General features: G+C 59.5%; 11 protein-coding genes. 6 read left to right on the top strand and 5 right to left on the bottom strand.

The window, feature by feature from the left end; translation table 11 throughout:
- Nucleotides 1–322 precede the first annotated feature (322 nt).
- Nucleotides 323–532 carry a hypothetical protein gene (locus Q9S52_RS03825; RefSeq protein WP_304708213.1) on the bottom strand — a complete coding sequence of 70 codons (210 nt, stop codon included), beginning with the start codon at nt 530–532 and terminating at the stop codon, nt 323–325.
- Between the two features lie 135 nt (nt 533–667).
- Here Q9S52_RS03825 and upp point away from each other — a divergent pair, with 135 nt between their 5' ends.
- Nucleotides 668–1,321: a uracil phosphoribosyltransferase gene (gene upp, locus Q9S52_RS03820; RefSeq protein ID WP_297831348.1), complete on the top strand. Its 654-nt coding sequence runs from the start codon at nt 668–670 to the stop codon at nt 1,319–1,321.
- A 30-nt stretch (nt 1,322–1,351) separates the two neighbouring features.
- On the opposite strand, the gene Q9S52_RS03815 is transcribed toward upp, so the two are convergent.
- From Q9S52_RS03815 to Q9S52_RS03800, 4 genes are all read right to left on the bottom strand, one after another.
- Nucleotides 1,352–1,879, bottom strand: a complete 528-nt coding sequence (locus Q9S52_RS03815; protein WP_304708212.1) for a GNAT family N-acetyltransferase — start codon at nt 1,877–1,879, stop codon at nt 1,352–1,354.
- Nucleotides 1,880–1,901: 22 nt separating this feature from the next.
- Nucleotides 1,902–3,224 (bottom strand): PAS domain-containing sensor histidine kinase, encoded by a 1,323-nt coding sequence (locus tag Q9S52_RS03810; protein WP_297628808.1) that lies wholly within the window; start codon nt 3,222–3,224, stop codon nt 1,902–1,904.
- 111 nt (nt 3,225–3,335) lie between these two features.
- Nucleotides 3,336–3,665, bottom strand: coding sequence for a hypothetical protein (locus tag Q9S52_RS03805; protein ID WP_304708211.1), 330 nt, complete (start codon nt 3,663–3,665; stop codon nt 3,336–3,338).
- A gap of 62 nt (nt 3,666–3,727) precedes the next feature.
- Complete coding sequence (locus Q9S52_RS03800; RefSeq protein WP_294592765.1) at nt 3,728–5,104, bottom strand: sigma-54 dependent transcriptional regulator; 1,377 nt, start codon at nt 5,102–5,104, stop codon at nt 3,728–3,730.
- Nucleotides 5,105–5,258: 154 nt separating this feature from the next.
- On the opposite strand from Q9S52_RS03800, the gene Q9S52_RS03795 reads away from it, so the two are divergent.
- The 5 genes from Q9S52_RS03795 to Q9S52_RS03775 all read left to right on the top strand — a co-directional run bounded on the left by Q9S52_RS03795 (nt 5,259) and on the right by Q9S52_RS03775 (nt 14,810).
- A complete protein-coding gene (locus Q9S52_RS03795; protein ID WP_304708210.1) occupies nt 5,259–5,423 on the top strand; it encodes a hypothetical protein in 165 nt (54 codons plus the stop codon).
- A 663-nt stretch (nt 5,424–6,086) separates the two neighbouring features.
- Entirely contained in the window at nt 6,087–7,427 is a 1,341-nt protein-coding gene (locus Q9S52_RS03790; protein WP_300727909.1) for a TolC family protein, read from the top strand.
- 48 nt (nt 7,428–7,475) lie between these two features.
- Nucleotides 7,476–9,824 (top strand): ABC transporter permease, encoded by a 2,349-nt coding sequence (locus Q9S52_RS03785; protein ID WP_304708209.1) that lies wholly within the window; start codon nt 7,476–7,478, stop codon nt 9,822–9,824.
- Nucleotides 9,825–9,864: 40 nt separating this feature from the next.
- Nucleotides 9,865–12,240 (top strand): ABC transporter permease, encoded by a 2,376-nt coding sequence (locus Q9S52_RS03780; RefSeq protein ID WP_304708208.1) that lies wholly within the window; start codon nt 9,865–9,867, stop codon nt 12,238–12,240.
- Between the two features lie 167 nt (nt 12,241–12,407).
- Nucleotides 12,408–14,810, top strand: a complete 2,403-nt coding sequence (locus Q9S52_RS03775; protein ID WP_304708207.1) for an ABC transporter permease — start codon at nt 12,408–12,410, stop codon at nt 14,808–14,810.
- The last annotated feature ends 64 nt before the right edge of the window (nt 14,811–14,874 follow it).

Here is a 14,874-nt window from a genome sequence, read left to right as displayed (position 1 = left end):
TGTTGGTCAAGGGGTGAATGGGGGTGTTGCTTTTGCGACCCAACGGGTCGCGCGGCCGAAGCCTCCCGCCACGCTCGGCCCGCAACACGCCGCTTGCGCGTCGAAAGTTGCCGTACCTCCCGGGCGTCCGACCCACTTTCGTCGAGAGTGAATATTAAGGGTCGGAGCCAGCGTGGCCGGAAACGAGCATCGCGACGTTGCAGGCCTACGCCTGGGGTGGCGGCGAACTGCGCGGCTCAAAGAGCCGCAGGGGCACAATTGTAGAGAGTGCCGGATTATTCAGGGTAGCTCCAGCCAGCTTTCGAGTGCCGCGCGTCCCCGTTTATTCCGAGAGGCAACGCAACTGAAGACCGTAGGCACGATAGCCTAAGTAGCTGGCATCGAGGCGTTGCGTATAGAAGTACAAGCACACCCTGTTGCTGTCCTCCACCGACGACGAATAGCTGAATCCGTCATTTCCGATGCCCATCAGATCTCCCAATCGTCCATTGCTGCCCGCGTCGCGGAAGCCCGGGGCGGGGGGAAAGGGCATTTTTACGGACGGCGGAGTTGTTTTGTTGCTCGGAAAGTTTATATTTGTAAATCATTACACGGAGAGCGCAACGATTGTCCGGAAACCGGGAAAATCGGGGCGGGGAGAAGGGGGAAGTTCAAAAACAAAACGGATATGATTAAGGTATTGAATCAGGAAAATACGATTTTGTCGCGCTACGTGGCGCAGTTGCGCGATGAGGTCACGCAGCGGGATCCGATGCGTTTCAGACGGAATCTCGAACGCACGGGAGAGGTGATGGCCTACGAAATCAGCAAAACGCTCAACTACAGGGCCGAAACGGTCGTGACGCCGTTGGGCGAGGCGGAGGTCATGGTGCCGGCGGATGAGGTCGTCATTGCGTCGATCCTCAGGGCGGGGGTGCCGATGCACAACGGATTCCTCAATGTGTTCGACGATGCGTCGAATGCGTTCGTGTCGGCGTTCCGAAAGTATAGCAAGGACGGGACGATGAAGGTCGTTCTGGAGCAGGTCACGACGCCGAGTCTCGAAGGAAAGGTGTTGATCGTGGTCGATCCGATGCTGGCGACGGGGGCGTCGATCGAACTGGCCTATTATGCCCTGATTGAAAAGGGTGGGGTGCCGGCGCATACGCATCTGGCCTCGGTGATCTCGTCGGCGGATGGGGTCGAGTATGTCCGGAAGCATTTCCCGATGGAGCATGTCACGCTCTGGACGGCGGCGGTGGACGAGGAGATGACGGTCAAGTCGTATATCGTGCCGGGGATCGGCGATCCGGGCGATTTGGCGTATGGGAAGAAGCTGTAGGCGCGTCTGCTTTGTATGAGAGGGGCGGGTTTATCTTTCCAGGTCTCTAAAAAACAGCTCGTTGAGGTGTCCGTCGATGTCGGTGAAGGAGGGCTGGCGGACGAAACCGCACTTGAGGGCGACGCGCTGGGAGTTGAGGTTGTCTGCGCGGGTGGTGATCCACAGGGCGGAGATATCGGACAGGGCTGTGTAGCGGGCGGCGAGTAGCTCGACGGCTTCCGGAATGTAGCCGTTGCCCCAGTGTGCTTCGCCGAGCCAATAGCCTATTTCCCGCTGGTCGGGGGCGATCGATCCGTAGTGCTCGTGGCGGCGGGGTACCAGACCGATGCAGCCGATCGGTTCGTCGAGGCTTTTCAGTACGACGGCGTAGGTCTCGGGCTCGCTGAAGAGGGTGCGGATGATTTCGCGGCTCATGGCTTCGGAGGTGTGCGGGGGCCAGCCGGCGCGGGGGCCGACGCGTGCGCTGTGGGCGTGGCGGAAGAGGGCCGGGGCATCCGAAAGCTGCCAGGGACGCAGGAGCAGGCGGGCGGATTCCAAGGGGGGATTCTGGGGGGACATCTTTTTTTTTCAGCAAAAGTTTTTATCGGAAGGTCAGGGTGAAGATCGAACCGGTGCCGTTCGGGCCGGGGCGATACTGAAGGGTGCCGCCGTGCAGGCGCATGATCTGGCGCGAGAGGCTCAGGCCGACGCCCGAACCGCCGTTCTTGGTCGTAAAGAACGGGATGAAGATCTGGTCGGCGACTTCGGGCGGGATGCTCGGGCCGTTGTTCGCGATGGTGATGATCACCTGTTCGCGGCTGTCGACGGTGGCGGTCAGGTCGATCCGGGGCTGGGCGACGTCGAGGGTCGCTTCGATGGCGTTTTTCAGGAGGTTGATGGCGACCTGGCTGATCATGCTCCGGTCGGCGTAGAGGATCAGGTCTTCGGGCTCGACGGAGATGCCGATCTCGACGGGGCGGGCTCCTTCGGGAACGGTGGCGGAGGTGAGGGCGCAGAGGTTCTCGACGAACTCTTTCACGTAAAACAGGGTGGGGCTCGGGGTGGGCAGGCGGGTGAATTTCCGGTAGGATTCGACGAAGGAGATCAGGTTCTTGCCGGTCTGGCTGATCGTGGCGAGGCCGCGGTGGAGCTCGGAGTCGTCGGCGGGGCCGATGCGTTCGACGAGGGAGTCGCTGATCGAGGTGATGGGGTTGATGGAGTTCATGATCTCGTGGGTCAGTACGCGGATCAGGCGGATCCAGGACTCGATTTCGCGGTCGGAGAGTTCGTTCTCGATGTCGGTCAGGGCGAGGATCTTGAGGGGCTCGCCGCGCCGGACGATGGAGGAGGCGTGGACGGAGAAGGTGACGGAGCCGCGCTCGGAACGGCAGGTGAGCTGGCGGCTCTCGCCGGCGACGATGTCGCGGAGCAGGGCGGGGAATTGTTCGTCGAGCCGCCCGAGCTGCTTGATGTGGGTCAGGGTCTGGATGCCGAGCAGGCGGAGGGCTTCGCGGTTGGTCTGGGTGATGTGGCCGCGGTCGTTGATGATGAGGATGCCGGTGGTGACGCTTTCGAGGATCAGTTGGTAGTATTTCTCCTGTTCGATGGTCTCGTCGCGGGCTTTGGTCAGCAGGGAGTGGATGCGGTTGAGGGATTGGTTGATCAGGATGTTGTTGCGGCGCGAGGCGGTTTCGGAAAATTTGAAGGAGTAGTCGCCGTTCTCGATGGAGTGGAACATGAAGACGAGTTTGCGGGTGGTGCGGCTGTAGAGCCGCAGAAGGGCGATCAGCAGCAGGAGAACGGCGCCGGCGCAGCAGCTGCTGAGGAGGTAGTGGCGGTGGAGGAGGGTGACGATGGCGCCGGCCGAGGAGACGGAGAGCAGAAGTAGGAGGGGCAGGAGGCGCGCGGTCAGTTCTTTGTACATGGTGCTGTGTGGTATGATGGTTGGGGGCGGCGGGCGGTTTAAGGCAGAGATTGGCGGTTGCCTGGGGTGGCGGCTTTTATTTGCGGTCTTTATTGCGGGTAGGGGCTCTGTTTATTCTGCGAGGCACCGCAACTGAAGACCGTGGGCACGATAGTCCGAGTAACTGGTCGTGATTCCTCTCGTGTCGAAGCTTAAGAACAGGCTATTGGTTTTGTTGACTGTGGAAGCCCAACTGTATCCGTAAAAACCGGGGGCTATCAGATTGCCAAATCGTCCATTATTGCCTGCACCGCGGAAGCCCGGGGCGGGGTACCAGGCGAGCGGGGTTCCCGCGCCCGAGGTGCTTACCTTGTAGAGACGGCCGTTGGTGGCTTTGAAGTTCCCATTGGTGTATTTTTCACCGGCTACGCCGTCGGAGTAATAGGGGAAGGTACCGTTCATGGGCACATCGGCGTCCCGCGTAAAGTCGCTCCGGAGGGGGCATGGCTGTCCGGGCGCGGCGATCACAAATTATATTTCTTCAGTTTGTTGTAGAGGGTCTGGCGGGTGACGCCTAACTGGGCGGCGACGGCGGAGAGGTTGCCTTCGTGGCGCTTGAGGGCTTCGGTGACCATGGAGCGTTCCATCTCTTCGAGGGTTGAGAAGGTGGCGGGCCGGGGGCCGGGCTCTTCGCCTTCCCGACGCGAGATCAGGAGTTCGTCGGCGGTAACCGATTCGGTGTCGGCCATAATCACGGCTTTCTCGACGGTGTGTTGCAGCTCGCGGATGTTGCCGGGCCAGGTGTGGGAGGTCAGTTTCTCCCGGGCCTGGGGGTCGAAGCCGGTGCAGGGCTTGTTGTATTTCGTGGCGTAGCGCTTCAGGAAGATTTCGGCCAGGGGGACGATGTCTTCGGTGCGTTCGGCGAGGGAGGGCAGTTCGATGTGGATGGTGTTGATCCGGTAGAGGAGGTCTTCGCGGAAGCTGCCGTCGGCGACCATCCGGTCGAGGTCGCGGTTGGTGGCGGAGATCAGGCGGATGTCGACGGGGATCGGGGTGTTGCTCCCGACGCGGACGATGCTCCGGCTTTGCAGGGCGGTGAGCAGTTTGGCTTGCTGGTGGTAGGGGAGGTTGCCGATCTCGTCGAGGAAGAGGGTGCCTTTCGAGGCGGCTTCGAATTTGCCGGCGCGGTCGCTGCGGGCGTCGGTGAAGGCGCCTTTGACGTAGCCGAAGAGTTCGCTCTCGAACAGGGTCTCGGGGATGGCGCCGAGGTCGACGGGGACGATCAGTTCGTCCCGGCGGTTCGATAGGCGGTGGAGTTCGCGGGCGAGCATCTCTTTCCCGGTGCCGTTCTCGCCGGTGATCAGGATGTTGGCGTCGGTGGCGGCGACTTTCTCGACCATGGAGCGGAGCCGTTTCATGGCGGAGGAGGTGCCCCAGAACATGGCGTTCTCGGCGGTGCTGTCGGTGGAGAAGGAGCGTTTGATGTCGCCGAGTTGTTTGGCTTCGGAGCGGGAACGGCGCAGGGCGAGGGCGTTACGGAGGGTGGTGACGAGTTTGGCGTTGTTCCACGGTTTCACGACGAAGTCGGTGGCGCCGCGTTGCATGGCTTTCACGGCGAGGTCGATGTCGGCGTAGGCGGTGAAGAGGACGACTTCGATGTCGGGGGAGGCTTTCTTGACTTCCGATAGCCAGTAGAGGCCTTCGTTGCCGCTGTTGATCCCGGAGCTGAAGTTCATGTCGAGCAGCAGGACGTCGGGGTGTACTTCGCGCAGGGTGTTCAGCAGGCGGGTGGGGCTGCTGAGGGTCACTACGCGTTCGAAGACGCCGTTCAACAGGATCTCGACGGCGGTCAGCATGCTGCGGTTGTCGTCTACGACGATGATCGTTCCCTCTTTTTTCATATTTCGGTCGGTGTATGGGTGGGTATAAACTAAATGGGGTTCTCGGGGGGGCGTGTGATGCGGGTCTTGTTCGCTTGGGCCGGAGGCAGCCTGTTGTTCGAGGCCGCGTGACCCCGCCCCGGGCTTCCGCGACTCGGGCTATGGAGAATTGGGGGTGCTGCACAACGTCGGCCACGATGGATACAGCTGGTCGTCCTCGTTCGTCGATTCGGGCGACTATTACCGTGATCTGGACTTGAGTTTCAACACGCAGGGTCTCAACCCCAACAGCGTGCACTACCGTGCTTACGGTCTTCAGTTGCGTTGCCTCTCGGAATAAACAGATGGGGTGCTGCGTTTTAATTATTTGGGGAATGATTCCTGCGGCTCGCAGAGCCGCCCGGGCCGGAGCCACCCCAGGCGTAGGCCTGCAACCTCGCGAGGCTCGTTTCCGGCCACGCTGGCTCCGACCCGCACCAAATTCATCCCCAATCGTTGCCATTCTTTGTTCGCACGCTATCTCTACCCTATATTCTCTTTTCGCAGTTCTCTTTCGCGCGCCTTGCGCGATTCATTCTATTTCGGCGGTAAGCCGAAATAGTTGAATCGCTTCTTTAGGCGGCGGCACGCGAGCAACTGGGAAGTAATAACGGCCGCGCGCCATGACGCGAACGCGTCGACCAAGCGGGCCACACGTCCCGTGGACGGGAAATGCTCGCGCATTTCCACTATCAGCCTTTACCTCCATTCTTTTGTCGCTCTCTGTCTGAGGCGTCGCACCGGATACTTTTATGAACGTTTGGCAGGGCAAAGATAGGATAGGATTGTCAAAAAAATAGACAAGAGTGTCAAAAAAATAGACACTCGGGAAAAATGGTGTGAATTGTAATTTGTTGATAAATAGTAAATTAAGTGGTTTGGCACGCTGTGTGGTTATCTGGGCGGAAAAATGGTGCGGGGCGCGACGATTCGCGCGAACCGAAAACAACGGAATTGTATCGAGATGAAAAAATGGATGACATGTGCCTGGGTGTGCGGGTTGAGCATACTGGGCGTTTACGGACAGGAAAACGACTCGCTGCATGTGTGGAACTTGCAGGAGTGCATGCGGTATGCGATCGAGAACAGCCCGAGGGCGGTGAGGCAGCAGCTGGCCAATGCCAACCTGAAGGTGTCGTATCACGAGGCTATTCTCAGGCACTTGCCGTCGCTCAGCGGAAGTGTCGGACTGTCGGCCGGGTTCGGACGGAATGTGGACCCGTCGACAAATGCCTATACGACGGTCAATACGTTGAATAACAGCTATGGGGTGAATGCCGGAATCACGGTCTTCAACGGGTTGCAGCTGCTCAACAACACGCGGGCGGGGAAGATTGCGAAGCTCCGAGGGGAGGAACAGCAGAAACAGACGGAGGACAATGTGGCGCTGGAGACCCTGACGGCTTATTTCAACTATACGTACACGCTGCGCACGCGGACGCTGGCCAGGGAGCAGGTCGAGGCTTCGCGTGAGAATCTGAGGCAGGGGCGGCACATGAAGGAGCTCGGGTTGCGCGGGGCGGCGGATGTGGCGCAGCTGGAGGCGTCGCTGGCGGCCGATGAGTACAACCTGACGAAGGTCGAAAACAATGCCCGCACGAGGGAGCTACAGCTCAAGGAGGTGATGAATTTCCCGCCCGAGGAGACGATCCGGATCGATACGGCCTACCGGTATGCCGAACCGGCGTCCGAAACGGCGGAGGTCTCGGAAATCGTGGGTGTGGCGACGGCGATGCTGCCGGACGCCCGGATGTCGATGATGAATGTCCGGCTGGCGAAGCTCGACCTCTCGACGGCGAAGGGGATGCTCTTCCCGTCGCTGTCGGCGTCGGCGGGGATCGGAACGTCGTATTTCAAAAACCTGAAGCACGATGCCACGCCGTTCCATAAACAGTTCAAGGATAACTTGTCGAAATCGGTGTCGGCGAGTCTGAGCGTGCCGATCTTCTCGGCGTGGAGCCGGCCGAGCAACCTGATCCGGCAGCGCAACAACCTCCGCAGTACGGAGCAGACGCATATCGAAACGCAGCGACGCATTGCGGTGGAGGTGGAGCAGGCGGTGCTGGACCTGAACGGGGCGTATGCCGAACGGATTCAGGCCGAAAAGCAGGTGCAGGCGCGGCTGCTGGCCTACAAGGTGGCCCGGTACAAGTATCAGGAGGGGCTGCTCAGTGCGTTGGATTTGCAGACGACGTCGAACCAGCTGCTCGAGGCGCGGGCGACGCTGCTCAATGCCGAGCTCACGTGGCAGGCGAAGCGCAAACTGGTGGACTATTACAAGGGGATTCCGCTGCTGGCGGAGTAGGGCGGGAAATTTTTACGAACGGTAATGGATGAAAAAATGATGAACGGGATGTTTTTACGTAATTTTCTGGTGACGATCAAGCGGTTCAAACTGGCTTGCGGGTTGAATATCGTGGGGCTGAGCGTGGCTTTCGGGGCTTTTATCGTGATCCTGATGCAGGTGAGCTACGAACGGGGGTTCGACAAGGGGTATCCGCGGCAGGTATACCGGGTGGAGGTGAAGGACAGCACGATGCACGAGGCGATTCTGGCGCGTCCGATGATCGATGTGCTGCTGGCGGGCTCGCCGGCGATCGCGCAGGGGACGATGAGGCCGTGTTATCTGGATAATCGGTATGTCTCTCTGGAGCGCAACGGGGCGAAGGTGGCTTATATCGAGCCGTACACGACGATCTATCCGGACGATTTCGAGGTGTTCGGTTACGAGCTGACGGAGGGGACGCGGGAGGCGTTCGACGACCATACGAAACTGATCCTGCCGCAGAGTATGGCCCGGAAGTTCTTCGGGACGGAGTCGGCGATCGGCAAGTTGGTGACGTTCGAGATGGGAGAGAAGAGTACGGTCGAGGTGGGGGCGGTTTATCGCGATTTCCCGGCGAACAGCTCGGTGCCCAATTGCATCAAACAAAAAATAGCGCCGGAGGAACACAAAAACAGTTGGGGGGCTCAGAATTACTGGTGTTTCGTGACGCTGTGGCCGGAAAGCGATCCGGAGGCGGCGGCCCGGCAGATGACGCAGGCGTATGCTGCGTTCGGGAAACCGGACTGGATTTCGGGAGAACCGAACTTTATCCTGCAACCGATAGAGGAGGTCTATTACGATAAGACGGTGGGGTACGACACGGCGCCCAAGGGCAACCGGACGACGATGACGTTATTGTTGTCGATCGCCCTGTTGGTGATCGGTATCGCCGCTGTGAACTTCGTCAATTTCGCTACTTCGCTCACTCCGTTGCGGATCAAGAACATCAATACCCGGAAGGTGTTGGGTTCTCCGGTCGGGACACTGCGGGCGGAGCTGATCTTCGAGTCGGTGGGGATTGCCCTGTTGGGCTTCTGTCTGGCTCTGTTGTGGGTCTACCTGTTGAGGGATACCGGTTTCAATGAATTGATTTCGGGAGGCATTTCGTTCTCTACCTATAGCGGAGTGATCTGGTTGGGGCTGGGGGTAGCTCTGGGTGTCGGGATACTGGCAGGGATCTATCCGGCGGTCTACACCACTTCGTTCCCTCCGGCGCTGGTGTTGAAAGGTTCGTTCGGTCTCTCGCCGAAGGGTCGTAAGCTGCGGACGGCGTTGATCGGCTTCCAGTTCGTGGTCTCTTTGGGGCTGATCGTGGCGGCGATGTTCATGCAGTTGCAGAATCGCTATATGCGGAGCTTGGATACGGGGATGGATCATGACCAGGTCGTTATCGTGAATTTGAGCCGCGATTTGGCGAAATCGGAGATGAAAAATACGCTGGTCAATCGGCTTAAGGAGGATGCGTCGATCGAGGATGTCGCTTTTTCCGGGATGAGGGTCGGGTGCTCGGATACGTATATGCGGTGGGGACGGGGTTTGTCCGACGGACGGAGCATTCATTTTACGTGTCTGCCGGTGTCGTGGAATTTCTGCCGGGTGATGGGGCTGCCGATGGTCGAGGGGCGCGACTTCGAGGAGGAGGACGACCTGCGGGCGGGGGCGTTTATCTTCAACCAGACGGCGATGAGCGAGTTCGATATGACGCTCGACAATCGGGTGTTCGGACATCAGTCCGATCTCGTGCCGATCGTCGGGGTGGTAAAGGATTTCAATTTCGCGTCGTTGAGAAATGAGATCGCGCCGATGTGTTTCTATCAGTTCGGCAAGGAGGCGTGGTATGATCTTTCGGTGGCGTATATCAAAATCAAGGGAGATCCGTTCGCGGGGGCGGCGCATATCAAACGGACGGTGGCGGAGCTCGATCCGCTCTATCCGGTCGATATTGAGTTCTATGACACGGTGTTCGATGCGCTGTACCGGAAGGAGTTGAAGGTGACGACGCTGATTACGGTCTTCTCGCTGCTGGCTGTGGTACTCTCGTTGGTGGGGGTCTTCGGACTGGTGGTCTTCGAGACGCAGTACCGGCGGAAGGAGATCGGGGTGCGCAAGGTGATGGGGGCGACGGTGGCGGAGATTCTGGCGATGTTCAACCGCTCGTTTGTCCGGTTGGTGTTGATCTGCTTCGTGGTGGCTGCTCCGCTGGCGTGGTACGGGGTGCGTGAATGGCTGGGAACGTTTGCTTACCGGACGCCGGTCTACTGGTGGGTGTTTGCGGTGTCGCTGGCTATCGTGCTTTTCATTACTTTAGCCACGGTGACGATCCAGAGCTGGCGGGCGGCGACGGCGAATCCGGTGGAGGCGTTCAAGACGGAGTAGGCTTCGGGGGGAGTGAATCATACTAAACACAAGGAAGGCAATGAAAACGGTTTTTCGGAATTTCATAACGACGCTCCGCCGGTTCAAACTGGCGTCGGGGCTTAATTTGTTGGGTCTGGCGGCGGCTTTTGCGGCTTTCGTCATCATTCTGATCCAGGTGAACTACGAGTATGGCTTCGACCGGTTCCATGCGGGGGCGGATCGGATTTTCCGGGTGGAGGTCTCGTCGGCGCGACAGAATATTCCGGCGGGATCGTACACGCCTGCGTTGCCGCTGCCGCTGGCGGAGGCGATTCGGGATGCGGTGCCGCAGATCGAGCGGGTGGCGGTGGCGGACGGACGCGAACGAACGCTGAATGTGGTGGCGGAGCGGGAGGGAAATAGGACGGTCTATGAGGAGACTACGCGGGAGGTGTCGGATGAGTGGCTGGCGCTGCTCGGCGTGCGGATGGCGGAGGGCGATGCGGCGACGGCGCTGGACGAGCCGGGGGCGGCGCTCATTCCGGAGAGTATGGCCCGCAAGTTTTTCGGTTCGGAACCGGCGTTGGGGAGGCTGCTGGCGCCGGCCGAGACCGATTCGACGATCGGGGTGCGGCGGGCGGTAAGGGTCGGCGGGGTCTACCGCGATTTTCCGCGTAATTCGATCTTTTCGAATATCATCTACCTGCCGGTCGGAGAGGCGGAACGCAACTTGTGGAGCTGGAGCAATTACCAGATCTATCTGCAACTCGCTTCGACCGGGGAGGCGGAAGAGGTGGAGCGGGCGATCGGGCGGATCGACTATCCGGACAAGAGCGAGGAGGCGAAATGGCGGCTGATGCCGCTGGCGGACATCTATTATGCCGCGGATATCGTACACGATATGGCGCCGAAGGGGAGTCGGACGGCGACGCGCATCCTGCTGGCGATCGCGGTGCTGGTGATTGCCGTGGCGGGGATCAATTTCGTGAATTTTTCGATGGCGCTCGCGCCGGTGAGGATGAAGAATATCAACACGCGCAAGATTCTGGGGTCGTCGGTGGCGGCGTTGCGGGCGGCTCAGGTCGCCGAGGCGGCGATGACGGCGGCGGTGGCCTACGCTGTGGCGCTGGGGGTGGTGGCTTATATCGGGCGGTCGGCGTTGGGCTCGTATTTCGCGACGTCGCTGCTGCCGGGCGACAACGGCGGTGTGGTGCTCCTCGGGGCGGCGATTGCGGTGTTGACGGGTGCGGCGGCGGGCCTCTATCCGGCGATCTATTCGACGTCGTTTCCGCCGGCGCTGGCGGTCAAGGGAAATTTCGGGCTCTCGCCGAAGGGACGGACGTTGCGGAATGTACTGGTGGGGTTTCAGTTCTCGGTCTCGATGGTGTTGATTATCTGTGCGGCGTTCATGAATTTGCAGAACAGTTTCCTCGCTACGCGGGCGATCGGGATGAACCGCGGAGGGGTGGTCGAGATGCCGGTGAGCAAAAAGATTTTCGCCGACCGGCAGAGTCTTTTCAATGAGCTGGAGAACGATCCGGCGGTGGAGGGGGTGGCTTTGTCGATGGCGCCGATGTTTCGGGATTGTTACGACAACCTGGGGGTGTGGTTCCGAGGCGAGGTCGTCGAGTTCGGTAATGTGGAGGTGACGTCGCAGTTCACGGAGCTGATGGGGATTCGCATCGCGGAGGGACGGGGATTCGTCGAAGAGGACGACCGGGCGGAGCCGGGAACGCGGGCGATCTTCAACCGGACGGCTTGCCGGAAGTACGGGCTGGAGTTGGGAGACAGGCTGGAGGTCGGGGCGGGGCGCGGGATCGAGGTCGTGGGGATTATGGAGGATGTCAATTTCGAGTCGCTGCACAAGCCGCTGGGGCCGTTTGCGCTGATGAATGTCGGAAATACGGAGCAGAGTTATCTGCCGACGGCCTACGTCCGGATCGGGGCGGGCGGCGGAACGGCGGTGTTGGGGCGGATGGCCGGAGTGGTGGCGGCGCTGGACCCGAATGCGGTGGTGGATGTCCATTTTCTTGATGAGACGGTCGAGGCGCAGTATCGCGACGAACGGCGGATCGGGAGTCTGATTACGGGTTTCAGCCTGTTGGCGATCGTGATTTCGATGGCGGGGGTCTTCGGTCTGGTGGTCTTCGAGACGCAGTACCGGCGGAAGGAGATCGGGGTGCGGAAGGTGATGGGGGCGACCGTTGCAGAGATTCTGGCGATGTTCAACCGCTCGTTTGTCCGGTTGGTGTTGATCTGCTTCGTGGTGGCTGCTCCGCTGGCGTGGTACGGGGTGCGTGAATGGCTGGGAACGTTTGCTTACCGGACGCCGGTCTACTGGTGGGTGTTTGCGGTGTCGCTGGCTATCGTGCTTTTCATTACTTTAGCCACGGTGACGATCCAGAGCTGGCGGGCGGCGACGGCGAATCCGGTGGAGGCGTTCAAAACGGAGTAGGGATTTGCGACAGGCGGTGCGGTGTCTAAAAAATAGACGGAGGGTGTCTAAAAATTAGACATTCGGAGGCGAAGGGTGAAATTGCAAGAGTTTGATAATGAGTCGATTTTATGTTATGGCACGGGGTGTGGATAGGGAGGGGCGGAAATCGATAAACAAAACAGGATATGTTCGGAAAATTTTTCATCGAGAGCTGGCGGACCAAAAAGAATCGGCCGTTTTCATTTTTCATCAACTGGTTGGGGTTGACCTTCGGGTTTGCGGCCGTGATCGTGATGTATATCTTCATCATGGGGCAGGTGCGGCACGACGACTGCTTCGAACGGCCGATGGACGACGTCTGGCGGTGCGAGATCGAGTCCGACGAGATGGGTTCGACCTGTCCCGATCCGCTGGCGCGGTTCATGACGCAGTTTCCGGAGGTGGTGACGGCGACGAGGCTGATGTCCGGCATCGGCATGACGGTCTCTGCAGCGGATCGGGCCGATGGCGAGCGCTTCCATCTGAACACCGTCGTCGGAGATTCGACGCTGTTGCAGGTGCTGCCGTTCCGGATGGTGAACGGCGGGGGAGCCGATGCGATGGCCGATGCGACGAAAGGGATGTTGAGCCGGTCGGCGGCTATGCGGCTGTTCGGCACGACGGATGTCGTGGGGCGACAGGTCGCAATCAACAATACCTATCCGGTAACGGTGACGGGAGTTTTCGAGGATGTGCCGCAGAATTCGGTTTACACCCCCGAGTTGATTCTGATGATGAAGTTTATCAACATCATGAACGGACAGCCGAATTATCAGAACGACAGGTGGACTACCTGGATGAGCGAGTGCTATTTCCGCGTCCATCCGGAAACGGACGCGGCGGTTTCCGGTCGCAAATTCCAGCGGGCATTGTTGGAGCGGATGTTCGAGTCCGACTACTATTACGACGAATCGACGAACGATATCGATACGATAATTATGCAGGCTGGCGGGCCGGAAAGTCCGAAACTGTTACAGATACGGCCCTTCAACGAGTGCTATTTCACGCCTGAGGTGCGCGAAAACGGAAATACGTACGACCCCGGGGCGCTGGTGGTACTGGGAATTATCGCTGTGCTGGTGCTGGTGATCGCCATCGTCAACTATGTCAATATCTATACGGCGCGTTCGACAGAGGTGGTTCGAGCGATGGGGATCAAGAGCATCATGGGGGCGAGCCGAAGCAGTCTGATCGGCTTCATTATCGGGGATTCGGTGCTGATTGCCTTTGTTTCGGCCGTTACGGCTTTCGGGCTGGCTTACCTGCTGAGGCCGCTCTATCCGATGCTGCTCGGGAGTGCGCTACCGTTCGACCTGAGCTGGGATATTTTGCTGGTGTTGTTCGGAGTCTTGCCGTTGGTATGCGGGGTGCTGTCGGGGATCTTCCCGGCGGTGGTACTCACGCGGATGAAGCCGATCGATGCCATCGCCAACCGTTCGAGCGGAGGACGGCAGATGTCGACGGTGCGGAACGTGCTGATCGTCTTCCAGTTCGTCATCTCGATCGGACTGATCGCGGCGACGCTGATCATCAACAAACAGATGCGCTACCTCGCGACGATCGATTTGGGCTACAGTCGCGAGAATGTGGTGAAAGTGACGGGCGGGCCGTTCATGAATAATGACCGATTCGAGGCCTATCGCGAACAGCTGCTCACTTCACCGACGATTATCGACGCGTCGCTCATCGGAGGCGATCCGATGTATGTCTCCAATATGACGACGATCAAAATCAATGATACGGAGAGCTTTACGCCCAGGCTCCTGAACGGTGACCAGCATACACTCCATGTGCTGGGGGTGCCGATGGTCGAAGGGGATTCGATCATGGCGACCAATTTAGACCGACTGGGATGGGAGTGTATGGTCATCAACGAATCGTTCGCCAACTATATTCGCAGCGTGGCGCCGGAGGTACAGATTCCTGGGTCGAAGTTCATCGGGGTATTCCGCGATTTCCAGAACCGGCCGATGACGGAACGGGTTATGCCGTTGATCCTGTTTCGGGCATGGAGCGGAGACGCCTATGTCCGGATTGCGGCGGGGCAGATCGAACCGGCGCTCCGACATATCGAACGCACGTTCCGCGAGATGTTTCCGAACGAGGTCTTCCAGTATGAATTTATGGACGAACAGTTCGACCGGATGTACAAACAGGAGAACCTGTTCCGGGCCCGGTTGCTGACGTTCAGCGTGCTGGCGATCTTTATCGGCTGTCTGGGGCTCTTCGCGCTGGTGGGATACTCGGTGGAGCGGCGGCGGAAGGAGATCGCGATCCGAAAGGTGCACGGGGCGACGGTCGGCGAGGTGGTGGGGATGCTCTGTCTGAGCTTCCTGAGGTGGCTGGGGCTGGCGTTCGTCATCGCGGTGCCGCTGGTGTGGTGGCTGATGAACGGATGGATGAGCCGGTATGCCTATCGGACAGGGATGAGTTGGTGGATATTCGCAGTGGCGGGGCTCGCGGCGGCGGTGATCGCGCTCTTCACGGTGCTGGGGCAGAGCTACCGCGCGGCGGTCGAAAACCCGGCGGTGGCGATCAAACGGGAGTAAGGGGGATGCGGGGAGATATGGCGGGGATTTTTTAACGGTGATAAATAAGTAAAAACAGATAAGA

The sequence above is a fragment of the uncultured Rikenella sp. genome (assembly GCF_948810725.1).
GTDB lineage: Bacteria > Bacteroidota > Bacteroidia > Bacteroidales > Rikenellaceae > Rikenella.
This window is presented reverse-complemented; position numbering and strand designations above follow the sequence as displayed.

Bases quoted from the DNA above. Each gene is read 5' to 3' on its own strand.
- Q9S52_RS03825 (WP_304708213.1), bottom strand. From the start codon at position 532: ATGCCCTTTCCCCCCGCCCCGGGCTTCCGCGACGCGGGCAGCAATGGA.
- upp (WP_297831348.1), top strand. From the start codon at position 668: ATGATTAAGGTATTGAATCAGGAAAATACGATTTTGTCGCGCTACGTG.
- Q9S52_RS03815 (WP_304708212.1), bottom strand. From the start codon at position 1,879: ATGTCCCCCCAGAATCCCCCCTTGGAATCCGCCCGCCTGCTCCTGCGT.
- Q9S52_RS03810 (WP_297628808.1), bottom strand. From the start codon at position 3,224: ATGTACAAAGAACTGACCGCGCGCCTCCTGCCCCTCCTACTTCTGCTC.
- Q9S52_RS03805 (WP_304708211.1), bottom strand. From the start codon at position 3,665: ATGAACGGTACCTTCCCCTATTACTCCGACGGCGTAGCCGGTGAAAAA.
- Q9S52_RS03800 (WP_294592765.1), bottom strand. From the start codon at position 5,104: ATGAAAAAAGAGGGAACGATCATCGTCGTAGACGACAACCGCAGCATG.
- Q9S52_RS03790 (WP_300727909.1), top strand. From the start codon at position 6,087: ATGAAAAAATGGATGACATGTGCCTGGGTGTGCGGGTTGAGCATACTG.
- Q9S52_RS03785 (WP_304708209.1), top strand. From the start codon at position 7,476: ATGTTTTTACGTAATTTTCTGGTGACGATCAAGCGGTTCAAACTGGCT.
- Q9S52_RS03780 (WP_304708208.1), top strand. From the start codon at position 9,865: ATGAAAACGGTTTTTCGGAATTTCATAACGACGCTCCGCCGGTTCAAA.
- Q9S52_RS03775 (WP_304708207.1), top strand. From the start codon at position 12,408: ATGTTCGGAAAATTTTTCATCGAGAGCTGGCGGACCAAAAAGAATCGG.